General features: G+C 41.3%; 16 protein-coding genes, 1 riboswitch and 1 other annotated feature (1 of these 18 running past the window's edge). Of the genes, 11 read left to right on the top strand and 5 right to left on the bottom strand.

The features are described from left to right. Positions 1–4: 4 nt before the first annotated feature. Positions 5–1,021, bottom strand: a complete 1,017-nt coding sequence (locus V5M37_RS23460) for an ABC transporter substrate-binding protein (RefSeq protein WP_423799365.1) — start codon at positions 1,019–1,021, stop codon at positions 5–7. Positions 1,022–1,126: 105 nt separating this feature from the next. On the opposite strand from V5M37_RS23460, the gene V5M37_RS23455 reads away from it, so the two are divergent. The 4 genes from V5M37_RS23455 to V5M37_RS23440 all read left to right on the top strand — a co-directional run bounded on the left by V5M37_RS23455 (position 1,127) and on the right by V5M37_RS23440 (position 3,754). Then, the gene (locus V5M37_RS23455; RefSeq protein WP_423799364.1) at positions 1,127–1,915 is read left to right on the top strand and encodes an alpha/beta hydrolase family protein; all 789 of its coding nucleotides are present in this window, start codon (positions 1,127–1,129) and stop codon (positions 1,913–1,915) included. Positions 1,916–1,956: 41 nt separating this feature from the next. After that, positions 1,957–2,199 carry a DUF2584 domain-containing protein gene (locus tag V5M37_RS23450; RefSeq protein ID WP_213144537.1) on the top strand — a complete coding sequence of 81 codons (243 nt, stop codon included), beginning with the start codon at positions 1,957–1,959 and terminating at the stop codon, positions 2,197–2,199. A 99-nt stretch (positions 2,200–2,298) separates the two neighbouring features. Continuing rightward, positions 2,299–2,823 (top strand): RNA polymerase sigma factor, encoded by a 525-nt coding sequence (locus V5M37_RS23445; RefSeq protein WP_423799363.1) that lies wholly within the window; start codon positions 2,299–2,301, stop codon positions 2,821–2,823. Then, positions 2,804–3,754 carry a hypothetical protein gene (locus V5M37_RS23440; RefSeq protein ID WP_423799362.1) on the top strand — a complete coding sequence of 317 codons (951 nt, stop codon included), beginning with the start codon at positions 2,804–2,806 and terminating at the stop codon, positions 3,752–3,754. The genes V5M37_RS23445 and V5M37_RS23440 overlap by 20 nt, the downstream gene beginning before the upstream one ends. A 45-nt stretch (positions 3,755–3,799) precedes the next feature. Here the strand turns inward: V5M37_RS23440 and pckA are convergent, their stop codons facing one another. After that, entirely contained in the window at positions 3,800–5,386 is a 1,587-nt protein-coding gene (pckA, locus tag V5M37_RS23435; protein WP_423799361.1) for a phosphoenolpyruvate carboxykinase (ATP), read from the bottom strand. Between the two features lie 263 nt (positions 5,387–5,649). Further along, positions 5,650–5,783, top strand: a riboswitch (SAM riboswitch). Positions 5,784–6,048: 265 nt separating this feature from the next. Here pckA and metK point away from each other — a divergent pair. Together metK and asnB are read left to right on the top strand one after the other, a co-directional pair. Continuing rightward, positions 6,049–7,251, top strand: coding sequence for a methionine adenosyltransferase (metK, locus tag V5M37_RS23430; protein ID WP_423799360.1), 1,203 nt, complete (start codon positions 6,049–6,051; stop codon positions 7,249–7,251). 232 nt (positions 7,252–7,483) lie between these two features. After that, the gene (asnB, locus tag V5M37_RS23425) at positions 7,484–9,382 is read left to right on the top strand and encodes an asparagine synthase (glutamine-hydrolyzing) (RefSeq protein WP_423799359.1); all 1,899 of its coding nucleotides are present in this window, start codon (positions 7,484–7,486) and stop codon (positions 9,380–9,382) included. A 24-nt stretch (positions 9,383–9,406) separates the two neighbouring features. Here the strand turns inward: asnB and V5M37_RS23420 are convergent, their stop codons facing one another. Then, the gene (locus tag V5M37_RS23420; RefSeq protein ID WP_423799358.1) at positions 9,407–9,931 is read right to left on the bottom strand and encodes a gamma carbonic anhydrase family protein; all 525 of its coding nucleotides are present in this window, start codon (positions 9,929–9,931) and stop codon (positions 9,407–9,409) included. Positions 9,932–10,084: 153 nt separating this feature from the next. Here V5M37_RS23420 and V5M37_RS23415 point away from each other — a divergent pair, with 153 nt between their 5' ends. Further along, positions 10,085–10,888 carry a lysophospholipase gene (locus V5M37_RS23415; protein ID WP_423799357.1) on the top strand — a complete coding sequence of 268 codons (804 nt, stop codon included), beginning with the start codon at positions 10,085–10,087 and terminating at the stop codon, positions 10,886–10,888. Between the two features lie 17 nt (positions 10,889–10,905). Further along, the gene (locus V5M37_RS23410; RefSeq protein ID WP_423799356.1) at positions 10,906–11,991 is read left to right on the top strand and encodes a tetraprenyl-beta-curcumene synthase family protein; all 1,086 of its coding nucleotides are present in this window, start codon (positions 10,906–10,908) and stop codon (positions 11,989–11,991) included. 32 nt (positions 11,992–12,023) lie between these two features. On the opposite strand, the gene V5M37_RS23405 is transcribed toward V5M37_RS23410, so the two are convergent. Next, the gene (locus V5M37_RS23405; protein WP_423799355.1) at positions 12,024–12,596 is read right to left on the bottom strand and encodes a class I SAM-dependent methyltransferase; all 573 of its coding nucleotides are present in this window, start codon (positions 12,594–12,596) and stop codon (positions 12,024–12,026) included. Continuing rightward, positions 12,593–13,555: a TIGR01212 family radical SAM protein gene (locus V5M37_RS23400; protein WP_423799354.1), complete on the bottom strand. Its 963-nt coding sequence runs from the start codon at positions 13,553–13,555 to the stop codon at positions 12,593–12,595. The genes V5M37_RS23405 and V5M37_RS23400 overlap by 4 nt, the downstream gene beginning before the upstream one ends. A 201-nt stretch (positions 13,556–13,756) precedes the next feature. On the opposite strand from V5M37_RS23400, the gene V5M37_RS23395 reads away from it, so the two are divergent. The 3 genes from V5M37_RS23395 (at position 13,757) to V5M37_RS23385 (ending at position 15,584) form a co-directional block, all read left to right on the top strand. Further along, a complete protein-coding gene (locus V5M37_RS23395) occupies positions 13,757–14,038 on the top strand; it encodes a YtzC family protein (RefSeq protein WP_213144547.1) in 282 nt (93 codons plus the stop codon). After that, a complete protein-coding gene (locus tag V5M37_RS23390; protein ID WP_423799353.1) occupies positions 14,035–14,205 on the top strand; it encodes a glycogen biosynthesis protein GlgD in 171 nt (56 codons plus the stop codon). The genes V5M37_RS23395 and V5M37_RS23390 overlap by 4 nt, the downstream gene beginning before the upstream one ends. A gap of 191 nt (positions 14,206–14,396) precedes the next feature. Beyond that, positions 14,397–15,584 (top strand): MDR family MFS transporter, encoded by a 1,188-nt coding sequence (locus tag V5M37_RS23385; RefSeq protein ID WP_423799352.1) that lies wholly within the window; start codon positions 14,397–14,399, stop codon positions 15,582–15,584. Between the two features lie 141 nt (positions 15,585–15,725). Beyond that, positions 15,726–15,837, top strand: a binding site (T-box leader); it runs 109 nt beyond the window's last position.

Below are 15,837 nucleotides of genomic sequence, written 5' to 3'. Positions count from 1 at the left end.
GGAGTTATTTTTTCATGACTTGTTCGGCAATCTCTGTATTAACGAGCGTGTCATGTTTTACTTCTTTTGGAAGCTCTCCGGCTTCCTTCATGATGTTTTGCAGATTATTCCATTCTTCTTCATCAAGAATTGGATTAGTGGCAAAGGATCCCTGGCTCTTATAACGATCGACAACAGTTTTCATAATTTCAGGGTTTGTATCAGGGAAGAATGGTTCTACTGCTTTAGCAATTTCCTCAGCACTGTGGGACTTTACCCATTGCTGAGCTTTATAGACTGCTCTTGTGAATTTTTCGATAACGTCCTTGTTATCTTTTATATAGCTCTGTTTAGCCATGAAGGTTGTATACGGTACATGCCCAGATTCCTTTCCGAAGGAGGCAACAATAAAACCTTTACCCTCTTTTTCAAAAATGCTGGCAGTTGGTTCAAATAATTGAACAAATTCTCCACTTCCTGAGGCAAAAGCGTTGGCGATGTTTGCGAAGTCAATATTTTGGATTAGGTTTAAATCCTTATGCGGGTCAATTCCATGCTTCTTTAACACGAATTCACCAACCATTTGCGGCATGCCGCCTTTACGCTGGCCAAGGAAGGTCGTACCTTTTAATTGATCCCATGAGAAATTGTCAATTTTCTCTCTTGAAACAAGGAAGGTGCCGTCAGTTTGGGTGAGCTGGGCAAAATTGATGACCGGATCGTTTGCCCCTTGAGCATATACATAAATGGAAGTTTCCGAGCCGACCAGAGCCACATCGGCGCCGCCCGAGATGAGGGCAGTCATTGTCTTGTCACCGCCGGGTGTTGTCGTTAATGTGACATCAAGACCTTCATCCTTGAAGAATCCCTTTGATAAAGCAACATATTGAGGGGCATAGAAGATTGACCTGGTAACTTCTGCAATACGGACTTTTTCCAGTTTCTTCGGTTCTTTAGCGGTATCTTTATTACAAGCAATTAGGGAAAACATAAGTATACTGATGAGGAGAAAGGAGAAACTGATTTTTGACCATTTTTTCATAAAATTAACCTCCTTATCTGGGCTGATTGCCTAGAATATCGTATGAAAAAGAAAAAAATGTGTGAATGCCCAGTTCCAGAAATTTTTTAAAAGGATTAGATACAAATGAACGAATTTAACGGAAAGATTATTGAAATGAAGCGGTTTCCATCCCCAAATCCAAACGTTGATTTGAAGGAGATTACCTATCTTTCAAATGGATTAAGCGTGAAGGGGATGCTGGCAGAACCGGTAAATCAACAGGTACATGACGGATTTCTTTATTTGCGGGGAGGAATCAAAAGTGTCGGAAAGGTGAGGCCGGCGCGGATTGCCCAGTTTGCTCAGGAAGGTTTTATCGTTTTCGCTCCTTACTATCGTGGAAACCAAGGCGGGGAGGGGAATGAAGATTTTGCTGGGGAGGACCGTGCGGACGCCTATGCGGCCTACGACCTGCTAAAATCACTTCCTAATGTAAAAAGGATACATATCTTTGGTTTTTCCCGCGGCGGAGTAATGGCGCTTTTGACGGGAATTGAATTCCCAGATGCATCTTCCTTAGTCACCTGGGGCGGTGTCAGTGACATGAGCTTGACCTACTATGAGCGGAAGGATTTACGAAGGATGATGAAACGGGTCATCGGCGGGACACCGGAGAAATTCCCGGACCGATATCAAGATAGAACACCTTTATTCGAGCTTGAAAGGCTGGCTGCCCCCGTCCTGATTATTCACGGTGTAAACGACAAAAATGTATCTGTCGAACACGCCTATCGTCTTGAAAGAAGGCTGCGAAGTCTGGACAAGCCAGTCGAACGCTGGTATTTTGATCATTTCACACATTATTTTCCGCCGGCAATTAACCGAAAAGTAGTGGAAGATTTGACGAAGTGGATGAAAATGCAAAACAAATAATGGTAATATAAAGATATAAATAGCAGAGGAGCGGATATGTTATGGGTATGCCTCTTGAATTAAATACTTTAATCGTCACAAAAGGGAATGAAAAAAGGATTGGAGAAAATCTGTTTGTACTTGTGAAAGAAGGATACAGATTATACCCGATTGAAATCCCTGTGGATGTCAGAAAAACACTGGACACAAACTCAAATGGTACAGCTTTAATAAAAAAAGTTGAATGGGAAAACAGCCGCACAACACTAACATATCAATTAATATCCTTAAACTCAACGAACTAGCAGGTGTTATCACCTGCTTTTTTTCTTTTGGAAAAGTGTAAGATTTGCCAAACAATAGCGTCTTATATAGAGATTAACAAATAGAGAGGGGGGGTAAGGTTGGAAGGAATTCAGCAAATAGAGAAATGGTTTATTCATTATGAGAAGGACGTTACCAATTTTCTTGTTTATTATACCGGAACGACAGATGTTGAGGATTTGGTACAGGAAACTTTTCTCCGTGCACTTCAAGCCTTTTCCCGGTTTAAAAATGAAGCAAGTCCCAAAACCTGGCTTATTTCCATTGCAAGAAATACAGCCATTGATTTATATCGAAAAAAATCGGTATGGCAAAAGCTGAAGGAACGATTAAACCGAGAATCACCTGATCAAAAAGAACTTCGTACTGAAGAGAAAATCTTAAAAAAGCAGGAGTATGCCCGCTTATATGAAGCGATTAACGAATTAAAGCCAAATTATCGGGATGTAATTTTGCTTAAGGGCATTGCCGAGCTTTCTTCACAGGAAACTGGCAACATTCTTGGCTGGTCGGAAAATAAAGTGAATGTTACCTTTTTTCGGGCCATGAAAAAACTAAATGAGCAATTAAAGGAGGGTGAATATTTTGAGCAATTTATCGGATAAAGAGCTGCTAGAAATGATGGCGGATTTTCCGAAACATGAGCTTTCCACAAAACAGAGAACGGACATGTTAAAAAGGATTAGTGAAGCAGGCACAGTCAAGCCAAGAAAGGTGTTTAACATCCAAAGACTGGGGGCTGTGGCAGCATTGTTCATACTTGCTCTTATTGCCCCGATTTTCTATTTTACGAATACAGCAGAGGAAAAGAGTCCCGGCAGCAGTAGTTCCGTTATAACAAAAGCCCAAGAGGGTGATTATTTTGCATTAAAGAATGAAGAGGGGAAACCTATTTATGCAGATAGTAATTTTGGTATCCCAAACAAGGTGAGCCTGCTTGCACCTCAGGACTGGATTGCAAAAGATAAAGGCACCGTTGCTAAGATGATGATTTTTTTATGGGGAAACTATGATTATTCGAAATCTCTCAAGGTCAATGCGGTCCACGTTAAAACAGGAGTCAAAGAGCACCTTGCTGAAACTCCTTTATCTGGAGGAATCTACGGAACGGATGCTCACACTGTAACAACCTTCAAACCATTGCCTTTTTCAGGAGTTTGGAATCTTCAATTCACAGTTGGTGATAAGAAGGTTGGTGCATTTTCCATTTATGTAAAGGAGCCGTATATCACAATTGGCAAATCAACATTAATGATTTCTGCGGAGGATCTTTACGCCGGCTTTTATGAACACGAGTTTATTGAAGTAGAGGGAAGCAATCTTCCCGATGAAATAGAATTGGAGATATTTCAATTAGAAACCGCTGAGGCATCGAAATTTACTTTTAAGAAGGTTGCAGACTATACAACAACGGATGGAAAGCATATTACGGAGTATGGCGGCGGGTTTACCATCAAAAAAAGCGGTAAATATCGTTTTACTGTTCTCCAGCAATCGGAGGAGGTCGAAGTAAGGAAACCAGTTGACGGGAAATAGAAAAAAAGAGGCTGATTTTGGAGGTCAGCCTCTTTTTTCTACTGTTTAAACGATTGGTCCGCCTTTTTCTTCAATCTCGACGGCAACGTTAGCGAATTTCTTAAAGTTCTCACGGAATTGCTCTGCCAATTCTTTTGCCTTTTTTTCATAAGCATTAGGATCTGCCCATGTTTTCATTGGCTGAAGCACTTCATCAGGGACCCCAGCAATATGGAGCGGGATATTTAGGCCAAAGAATGTATCCTTAACGGTTTCTACGTGATTTAGTTCTCCTTCAAGAGCTGCCTGCACCATTGCTCTTGTATATGAGAGTTTCATACGATTGCCAACGCCGTATTCTCCGCCAGTCCAGCCTGTATTGACCAAAAACACATTAACGTTATGCTCAAGTATTTTTTCTCCTAGCATATCGGCATAGCGTGTAGCCGGCAGCGGCAGGAATGGTGCACCAAAACAGGTTGAGAAGGTTGCCTGCGGTGAAGTAATGCCACGCTCTGTGCCAGCAAGCTTTGATGTAAATCCGCTTAAGAAATGGTACATTGCTTGTTCCCTTGTTAATTTAGCAATTGGCGGAAGAACACCAAATGCATCTGCAGTTAAAAACACAATGGTATTCGGATGCCCGGCAATGCTAGGCTGGACAATATTATCAATGGCCTCCATTGGATATGCGGCCCGAGTGTTTTCTGTTAATGTTCCATCATCGTAATCCGGAATTCTCGATTCCTGGTTAATCACAACATTTTCAAGAACGGTCCCGAAACGGATGGCATCAAAGATTTGCGGTTCTTTTTCACGGGATAGATTTATACATTTTGCATAGCAGCCGCCTTCAATATTAAAGACGCCATTTGATGACCAGCCGTGCTCATCATCGCCGATTAGACGGCGATTAGGGTCTGCGGAAAGAGTTGTTTTTCCAGTTCCGGATAAACCGAAGAATAATGCAACATCCCCTTCAATGCCGACATTCGCTGAACAGTGCATAGAGAAAATATTGTTTTCAGGCAGTAAATAGTTCATGACAGAGAAAATTGATTTTTTCATTTCCCCCGCATATTCAGTTCCTCCAATTAGAACTACGCGGCGTTCAAATGATATAATAATGAAGGTTTCAGAATTCGTACCGTCGACTGCCGGGTCTGCTTTGAAATTAGGGGCAGCAATTACTGTAAATTCAGCTTTATGAGTCAGAAGTTCATCTTCCGAAGGCCGAATGAACAACTGGTGGGCAAAAAGATTATGCCAAGCAAATTCATTTATGACTTGAATCGGCAGTTGTGATTTCTTATCAGCACCAGCAAAGCCTTTAAATACATAAACTTCTTCTTGCTGTTTTAAGTATTCTAATACCTTATTATAAAGATGATCGAAAGTCTCTTGTGAGATTGGCTGATTTAAAGAACCCCAGGCAATTTTATCTTTGGTTGACTCCTCCAAAACAGTGAATTTGTCTTCTGGAGACCGCCCAGTATATTTTCCTGTTGAAACACGAACCGCTCCGGTGGAAGTGAGTGTCCCTTCTTTTCTGCTGAGGATTTTTTCAACTAGCTGCGGCACAGATAATTGGACTTGGACATTACTTTCATTAAGTAATTCCTTTAATTCATTTGGGATATGAACAGAATTCATTTAATGAACCTTCCTTTTTATGGTTTTTTTAATTTGATATATTAATATTGATTAGTATAACACAATTAAAATAATAGTCTATACTAATTGACGAAATTATGCTGTATTTTATACCTTATTCTAAAGGTGATTAAAAAGTCATGAAAAAAACAGTTTAAGCATATTTTGTATCATACTCCATTGTATATTTTGGTTAATGTTGCTAAAAAATACATTGACATACTTTAAGAATCTGGGGTATGATTTAACCTTGAACGGATACTCTCTTATCCCGAGCTGGTGGAGGGACAGGCCCTATGAAACCCAGCAACCTGCAACTAGGAAAATGTCTATTTTTAGTCGTTTTTCGGGCAAAGGTGCTCAACCTGATGCAAGGCTTGTCCTTGAACGATAAGAGTGAAAGGCACGCAAAATGTTTGCATTCAACCTTTCCTCATGGAAAGGTTTTTTTGTCTATTGGGCAAACACACGTGCTGTTTGAATCGCTTTACTAATCTTCTAAAGAATTTCGGTTGGGTTTTTTCGGTAGTATTTCATAAAAACCTGATGTTTATTTCATACTATTAGGGATGAGTTCCGTATCAAAATGGAGGTTATTTGGAAAGGGTGTTAACCTTTGAAAAAAGCAGCCTCATTATTTCATTATTATAGGAGGAATTCAGATGTCACTAAAACGCCATTTGTTCACTTCTGAATCAGTAACTGAAGGTCATCCTGATAAGATTTGTGACCAGATTTCTGATTCTATTTTAGACGCCATTCTAGCAAAGGATGCAAATGCCCGCGTAGCTGCTGAAACATCAGTAACGACCGGCTTAGTTCTAGTTGCCGGCGAAATCACTACCTCTACATATGTAGATATCCCAAAAATTGTTCGTGAGACGATCAAAGAAATTGGCTACGTTCGTGCGAAATATGGCTTTGATTCGGAAACATGTGCAGTGTTAACCTCTATTGATGAACAGTCTCCGGACATTGCCATGGGTGTCAATCAAGCACTTGAAGCTCGTGAAGGTCAAATGTCAGATAAAGAAATTGAAGCAATTGGTGCAGGTGACCAAGGCTTAATGTTCGGCTTCGCCTGTAACGAAACGAAAGAGCTGATGCCTCTTCCAATATCTTTAGCCCATAAGCTTGCCCGCCGGTTAACAGAGGTTCGTAAAGAGGATATCCTTCCATACCTTCGTCCGGACGGAAAAACACAAGTAACGGTCGAATACGATGAGAACAACAAACCGGTTCGGATTGATACAATTGTTATTTCCACCCAGCACCATCCGGAAATTGGACTAGAGCAAATCCAGCGCAATGTTAAGGAACATGTCATTAATCCGGTTGTACCAAAAGAATTAATCGATGAAAATACAAAATATTTTATAAACCCAACCGGCCGCTTTGTAATCGGCGGACCGCAGGGGGATGCAGGACTGACTGGCCGCAAAATTATCGTGGATACTTACGGAGGCTATGCCCGTCACGGCGGCGGCGCTTTTTCCGGTAAGGACCCGACAAAGGTTGACCGTTCTGCCGCTTATGCTGCACGCTATGTTGCAAAAAATATTGTCGCAGCAGGTTTAGCTGATAAATGTGAAGTCCAGCTTGCTTATGCGATTGGTGTAGCAAGACCGGTATCGATTTCCATCGATACTTTTGGCACAGGCAAAGTCAGCGAAGAGGTATTGGTTGACTTAGTAAGTAAAAACTTTGACCTGCGCCCTGCAGGAATCATTAAAATGCTGGATTTACGCCGCCCCATCTATAAGCAAACAGCAGCTTACGGACATTTTGGCCGTACGGATGTTGATCTTCCTTGGGAACGCACTGATAAGGCAGATGCATTACGTGAGCAGGCAGAAGGAAAATAATATGGAGTGGGAGTTGCATTAAGGTGTAACTCCCATTTTTCATTAAACGTCTATTTTCTTGTTCAGTGTTTTAAAAATTGGAATAAAATGTTTAAGTAGGACTATTGAAGTGAAAAATGATGATACATGATTTTCCTTTTGTTCACAGTGCCATTTTTGAAAAAAAAGTGGTAGTATTAGAGAGTATGTTTTTACAAAAGGATATTTTGAAATAGAGTAGGTGAGGTACATAATGTGCGGTTTTATCGGTTGTGTACATGACAAAACGCAAAATTATCGTGACGAAGAAAAGCAGCTTTTTAAAAATATGAACGATATTATAACCCATCGTGGACCAGATGATGCTGGTTATTATTATGATGATCATATTCAATTTGGTTTTCGCCGGTTAAGTATCATTGATATTGAATCCGGGCACCAGCCGCTAACGTATGAAAACGAAAGATACTGGATTATTTTTAACGGTGAAATTTATAACTATGTCGAGCTTCGTGAAGAGTTACTCAAAGAAGGACTAACTTTTTCCACAAGCTCTGATACAGAGGTTATCATTGCACTCTACAGCCAGCTAAAAGAAAAAGCAGTTGAACGCTTGCGCGGGATGTTTGCTTTTGTTATCTGGGATAAGCAGGAACAAATACTTTATGGGGCACGAGATCCGTTTGGAATTAAACCATTCTTTTATATGGAGGATGGTGACAGAACCTTCTTTGCTTCTGAGAAAAAGAGCATTTTGCTGGCTCTTAAAAATGATGTGCTAGATTATGATTCCTTGCAGCATTATTTAACCTATCAGTTTGTTCCAGAACCTGATACCCTATCTGAAGGAATTAAAAAGCTTGAACCAGGCCATTATTTTACAAAAAAAATCGGCTCGAAGATGGAAATGAACCGCTACTGGAAGGCACATTTTCACCCAGTACTAAAATCGGAAGATGATTTCGTAAAGGAAATCCGTGATATTCTGTTTGATTCGGTTGAAAAGCATATGCGCAGTGATGTTCCGGTTGGTTCCTTCTTATCAGGTGGGATTGACTCTTCCATCATCGCCTCGATTGCAAAGCAATTCCATCCGGCTATTAAAACGTTTTCCGTCGGATTTGAGCACAATGGCTTCAGCGAAATTGATGTCGCCAAGGAAACAGCTGAAAAGCTTGGCGTAGAAAACATCAGTTATATCATTACGCCTGAGGAATATATGAAAGAAGTTCCGAAAATTATTTGGCATATGGATGACCCGCTTGCCGACCCAGCCTGTGTTCCATTATATTTTGTCGCCCGTGAAGCGAGAAAGCATGTTACGGTTGTTCTTTCAGGCGAAGGCGCTGATGAATTGTTTGGCGGTTATAATATTTACCGCGAACCTGGCGATTTGGAGATTTTCAATAAAATTCCTAGAGTCGGAAAGGTCCTTCTAAAAGGAATTGCCGATATGCTTCCGGAAGGGATGAAAGGAAAGAGCTTTATTGAACGCGGGGTGACACCGATGGAGCAGCGCTACATTGGTAACGCCAAGATGTTTGACGAAGCGGAAAAACGTGAGCTTTTGAGTGTCTATCGTGAAGGCTTAAACTATACCGATATCACCAAACCTCTTTATGAGGAATCAAGAGGCTATGATCCGGTTGACCGGATGCAATATATTGATATCCATACTTGGATGCGCGGCGATATTTTACTAAAGGCTGATAAAATGACGATGGCTCATTCATTGGAACTACGCGTGCCGTTCTTAGATAAGGCAGTATTTGAAGTGGCCTCGAAAATCCCAACTAGCTTGAAAACAGCTAACGGCACTACTAAGTACGTTTTGCGTAAGGCTGCCGAAGGGGTCGTTCCTGACCATGTTCTAAACAGGAAGAAGCTTGGCTTCCCTGTTCCTATCCGCCATTGGCTAAAGGCTGAGATGAATGATTGGGCAAAAAATATCATTCGTGAAAGCCAGACGGACCATTTAATCAATAAGACGTACCTGTTAAAGCTTCTTGATGACCATTGTCAGGATAAAGCTGACAACAGCCGAAAGATTTGGACTGTTCTTATGTTTATGGTTTGGCATCAGGTGTATGTTGAAGGAGTATACTCCTTTCAAAGCGAGTATAAAAAAGATATAGTATTAGCGAGTAGATAAATGGAAAAGTAAAGGCACCCATCGTTAAGATTGGGTGCCTTTTTGTAGGGATTTATAAAATTGCCCTTTTTCTGCATATTCTCTTGTGATTCTTTCCATTTCCTTAATGTCTTCAGGAGTGATTTCTCTAATAACTTTAGCTGGTCTTCCAAATGCTAATGTATTAGGAGGAATTTTTTTGCCTTGCGGAACAAGACTGCCAGCACCAATAAAGGCACCTTCGCCAATTTCCGCCTGGTCCAAAATAATCGATCCCATTCCAATAAGTGCACCTTTTCGGATGATGCAGCTATGTAATATGACCTGATGGCCAACGGTCACTTCATCCTCTAAAATAAGTGGGTTATTTGGGCTTTGATGCAGGACGGAATTGTCCTGGATGTTTACTTTGTTACCGATTCTTGTTGGCGCTACATCGCCTCTGATAACGGAATTAAACCAGACGCTGGATTCATCGCCGATTTCAACATCTCCTGTAATGGTTACATAATCTGCAATATAGGCAGTTTCGGAAATAACAGGGTATTTATCTTTAAAAGGGTAAATCATCATGCTCGCTCCTTTTTGAATGATAATTCTATTTTAACGAATCAAGCCAGGGAATGACAAAAAATATCGCAATTAAAAAATTCATTTAGATTCTTATTAGTCTTTCCTATATGGTAAAATACAAAAAATGATAACGTTTTAGGGGGATCAGTTATGTGGAAGTGGGAAGCAGAAGGGGAAGCGAAGGCTGTTATTGTCATGGTTCACGGCGCCATGGAGCACCATCGCCGCTACGGATGGCTGATTGAGATGTGGCGCACGTCCGGTTTTCATGTCATTATGGCAGACCTTCCCGGGCAGGGAATGACAACACGATCGCGCCGCGGACATATCGATTCCTTTGATGAATACATATTTGAAGTAAAGGATTGGGTTCAAGCAGCCTATCGATATGAATTGCCTGTTTTTTTGCTGGGCCATAGTATGGGCGGGTTGATTACTATTCGACTCCTTCAAGAAGAAAGAGTAAACATTGCTGGCGTGATTTTGTCCTCTCCATGTTTAGGCTTAATCAAGCCGCCATCCAAATTGTTAAACTTTCTTTCCTATGCCTTAAATGTGGTTTTTCCGTCCTTTAGAATGAATTCAGGGCTGACAGTACAAATGGCAACGAGGAATGAGGATGTCAGGGAAGCTGATTCGAATGATACTCTTTACGTGACAAAGGTTTCGGTAAGATGGTATCGTGAACTTGCGGATGCCATCAAACAAGCTTTCCTTAACCTCGGAAAAACACGTGATGTACCCATGCTGGTAATGCAGGCCGGGGATGACAAAATTGTGAATAAAGGCAGCGTGAAAGAATGGTTTAATCATGCTCCATTATCGGAAAAAAGATTTAAAGAATGGCCCAAATGTTACCACGAAATTTTTAATGAACCCGAACGGGAAGAAGTATTTGAATATGCTAAGGATTTTGTTTACAGCCAGTTAAAAGCCATCGGTTATATCGTATAGAATGGGGGGACTTTTCCATGAAGCCAATCACCCTTATGTCGAGGGTTTATCGCAAAATCATTCCGACTGTCCATCAAGAATTGGCGTATTGGAAAAATCGCGCCGAAAAAATTCCTAATCCGGAACTCAGGAAGCAGGCACTTGCCAGCATCGAGCATAAGACATTTCATTGTGAAGGCGGTGCCATAATGGCATTGACTGCTCAGGAGCACTATAAAAAAGCGGTCAAGTTTATTGTCGCCTACCAAACAATTAGCGATTACTTGGACAATCTTTGTGACCGGAGCACATCACTTGATCCAAATGATTTTGCGGCTCTTCATGAATCAATGTCAGATGCCCTTGTATTACATGCGGATCGGAAAAACTATTACCGTCTTCGCGAGGACCAGGATGACGGCGGTTATTTAAATGATTTGTCAGAGACATGCCGCAGTGTTTTAAGGGAATTGAAACATTATGAATTTATAAAAGAATTTCTGCTTGAACTTTGCGAATACTATTGTGATTTGCAAATTCACAAGCATGTAAAAAAGGAAGAACGGGTGCCTAGGCTTGAAAATTGGTTTCAACGCCATCAAAACCACTTGCCGAAAATGGAATGGTACGAGTTCTCAGCCTGCTCGGGTTCGACATTAGGAATATTTTGTCTAGTGTCTTACGCGATGCGGGATGATTTTACAGCCAGCGATGCTGAAAATATCCGTAATGGCTATTTCCCTTACATACAAGGTCTGCATATTCTTTTGGATTATTTTATTGACCAAGAGGAGGATATGGCCGGAGGCGACCTAAATTTCTGCTTTTATTACGAAAACCAGGAAACGCTGTTTAATCGCTTAAAGCATTTTGTCATGGAAGCGGACAGGCATACCGAGTTTCTTCCTCACAAAGGATTTCATCAGCTTATTAATCGCGGCTTGCTTGGCATCTATTTATCCGATTCCAAGGTCCGTAAGCAGAGGGATGTCAGGAAGCTGGCCAAAAAAGTCATCAAAGCAGGCGGCTGGATCAGCTATTTCTTTTATTTCAATGGACTAATGTACCGTTCTTTGCAAAAAGCGATGCCATCATTTGTGACTCGGCTGCTTATGAAAATGTAATAATAAAAAACCAGGCACCCGCCTGGTTTTTGCTATTTTTTTTCAATCGCCACAATAAATGGCGGATTGTTTTTTTGATTGATGAATTGATGTTGCAGGACATGGGCTATATTTTGGTCCAGGCTGCGGCAGTATTTCAAAAGGCCATCGCGCTCAATCGCGCCTCCTTCATGGCCATGGTAAATAACAAGAACAATGATTCCTTCAGGTGCCATCAGTTCAAGCAATTGTTCGATCGCGGTGACGGTTGTTTCGGGCCGAGTGACAATCGTTTTGTCGCTGCCAGGCAAGTAGCCGAGGTTAAAAACAGCACCCGTAATCTTACTGTGATAAACAGCTGGTATAAGCTCGGCGGATTTTTCATGACCGGCGTGAAAAAGAGTGGCCCTTTCTGACAGCCCTTGCTTTTTTAATCGTTCTTGAGCAGCCTGGACAGCCTGTTCCTGAACATCGAAACCGAAAACATGGCCACTTTCACCAACCAGGTCAGCGAGAAATACAGTATCATGCCCATTCCCTAATGTGGCATCCACAACTATATCACCTTGGCTAACTGCTTTTTGAAGTAGTTCTCTGGCATACGGAAGAATCCTTTCCAGTTTCATCGGTCAACAAACCCCTTTTGAAAAAACTTACCTTGCCAGCTGTCCCGTCTTTTTAATTCCGCATCAATACTGTTCAAGACTTCCCACTTATTAACGCTCCACATCGGTCCAACCATTAAATCAATCGGTCCGTCACCGGTAATTCGGTGAACAATCATTTCCGGCGGTAAAATTTCCAATTGGTCACATACTAAGTTTACATAGTCTTCCTTTGATAAAAACTCGAGCATGCCTTTTTCGTATTGCTTTACCATTGGTGTTCCTTTTAACAGATGCAGAAGGTGGATTTTAATGCCCTGCACATCCAACTTTGCGACCTCTCGCGCGGTTTCCATCATCATGTCATAGGTTTCAAGCGGGAGTCCGTTAATAATGTGGGTGCAAATTCTAATGGCATGCTTTCTTAATTTGGCCACACCGTCGACATAACACTGAAAATCATGGGCACGATTGATGAGCCCAGCGGTTCGTTCATGAACAGTCTGCAAGCCAAGCTCAACCCACAAATAAGTTCTTTCATTTAGTTCGGCCAAGTATTCCACAACATCATCTGGAAGACAGTCAGGCCGGGTGGCAATCGACAAACCTACCACTCCTTCCTGCTTAAGAACCGTTTCGTATTTTTCACGAAGAACCTCGACTGGAGCATGGGTGTTGGTGAATGCTTGGAAGTAGGCCATATATTTGCCGTCTTTCCATTTCGTGTGCATTTTTGTTTTTATATCGTTGAATTGTTTCTCCAAGCTTTCGATCCGGTTTCCGGCAAAATCGCCTGAACCTGCGGCGCTGCAAAACGTACAGCCGCCGTGGGCAACGGTACCGTCACGGTTCGGGCAGTCAAAGCCGCCGTCTAAGGCTACTTTAAATACCTTGTGCCCAAATTGCTGGCGCAGGTGATAGTTCCATGTATGGTAACGCTTATCATCAGTTGCATATAGAAAAGGTTTTGTCTGAAGCATTCAGGAAAACTCCTTTATATTTTTTAGCATAAAGTAAATTTTATCATGAAGATAATGCTTATCCAACTGTATTTATCACTGCCAGGATTTATCAATTCAATCGTGTAATAGGAAAAAGAATGAGGAACAAAATAAGAAATGAAGCTGTGCGCTTCAATTGAATGATTTTAGGTCGGGCCATATCAAGAAGGGGGTTCTTACATGGCTACTCGCGAATCAATGGAAAACTTAACGCAGCAGGTGGAGGATTGTCTTCGCTGCGCCGAGGAGCAGTATAAGCAAAGCAGTCTTCAGGAACATTACAATGATAATGATTATACGACGGCGCTGCAAAATCTTGAGCAGACGTATCAGGATATCTGTACGATGGCTCATAGCGCTAATGGGCAGCAGCGGGAACAGCTGCACAGAATGAGATTGCAGGTTCAGCAGCTGCAAAATAGTTTGATTTTACAAGGGACCCGAGGAGGAGAACAGTTTTGAAAAAACGTTCAAAACAGCAAAACCCTGAACAAAAAACGCGAAACGGAATTAACAATCAGGACATTGAGTTTGGAAAAGATGCAGACATCATTAAACAAGCTAAAAAGAAGTATGAACAAACTGGCGGCCAGCCTGTAAAATCGAAATTCCACCAGGAAAATAATTAATCTTCATAAATTTAGCAAAATCTCTCAACGTATTGTTGAGGGATTTTTTCCATTTACAAAACCTCAACGAAACAATTTTTTCATAATCTCTTCCATGCGAAAAATGATAATCAAAAAGGATTGCGCTTCTACTAAAAAAGGGCTAAAATACCATGGATATCGAAATATTTTTTATCAAAGGAGCGTTTTTCATGCCACGTGCCTTATGGCTTTTAATCATTGGGATGGCAGTGAATGTAATAGGCTCTTCTTTTTTATGGCCTTTAAATACAATCTATATTCACGATTATTTAGGTAAGTCCCTATCGGTAGCAGGAATCGTCCTGATGTTAAATGCAGGAGCCACCGTAATCGGAAATCTGTTTGGTGGAAATTTATATGATAAACTAGGCGGTTATAAATCGATTCTGCTGGGAATTGGAATTTCACTTCTAGCCTTGGTGGGATTAACCATCTGGCATAGCTGGCCATCCTACGTTGTCTTTTTAACTATTGTTGGTTTTGGAACAGGTATTATTTTTCCTTCGATGTATGCCATGGCAGGATCGGTTTGGCGAGAAGGCGGTCGGAAATCCTTTAATGCCCTCTATGTTGCACAAAACCTCGGGGTTGCTGTTGGTACTGCTTTAGGAGGCATTGTTGCCGACTATTCCTTCCAGCTAATCTTCCTAGCTAATACTATCATGTATGTAATCTTTTTATTTATCGCAGTTTTCGGATATAAAGGAATTGTGGTTGACTCAGCTAAGCGTGAAACTAACACCAAAACTGCTCCAACCATAAAAAGCAAAGCCAACCTGCAAGCTTTACTTATTATTAGTACGGGATATTTACTATGCTGGGTTGCGTATGTCCAGTGGACCACAACAATTGCTTCCTATACGCAGGAAATCAACATCACCCTCACACAATATAGCCTGCTCTGGACGATAAACGGGGCATTAATCGTATTGGGGCAGCCTGTTTTAAATGGTATTTTAAAACATCTTAGTGCTTCCCTTAAGGTGCAAATTCTGATCGGAATCGCCATCTTTATCATATCATTTATAGTTGCTGGAAATGCGGGGGCTTTTACCGGCTTCCTAGCCGCAATGATTATTTTAACAATTGGGGAAATGTTCGTTTGGCCGGCGGTGCCAACCTTAGCCTTCGCCCTTGCTCCTAAGGGCCGCGAAGGATTTTATCAAGGAATTGTTAACAGTACAGCAACCGGCGGAAGAATGATTGGACCGCTCCTTGGCGGCGTCATTGTTGATTTGTACAGCATGTCTGCTTTATTCACAATCTTAATCGGATTATTTATCATTGCGATTGTTACAACGCTAATATATGACCGTCATTTGAAAACGCAAGAGCAGGTAACTGTAAAAGCTTTATAAATACTTTCCGCAACCAAAACCACAGCTGATTGACTGTGGTTTTGATGTTTAAAATCAAGTATCCCTGTCAACCATGAAAATAGGCTCAAGTTTACTTGCATACTGTTAGAAAATTTAATACAATTACGTTATATTTATATTTTAATAACAGTGAGTAGGAGTAGTAGTGATTTAAGTCCCGTATTTAGAGAGTTGACGGCAGGTGCAAGTCAACCGGGAGGGTCATGAACTCGCCTAGGAGTTGCAGGCATGA

Origin of the sequence: Neobacillus sp. SAB-20_R2A (genome assembly GCF_049568635.1) — a bacterium.
GTDB classification, from domain to species: Bacteria; Bacillota; Bacilli; order Bacillales; family Cytobacillaceae; genus Neobacillus; species Neobacillus citreus.
This window is presented reverse-complemented; position numbering and strand designations above follow the sequence as displayed.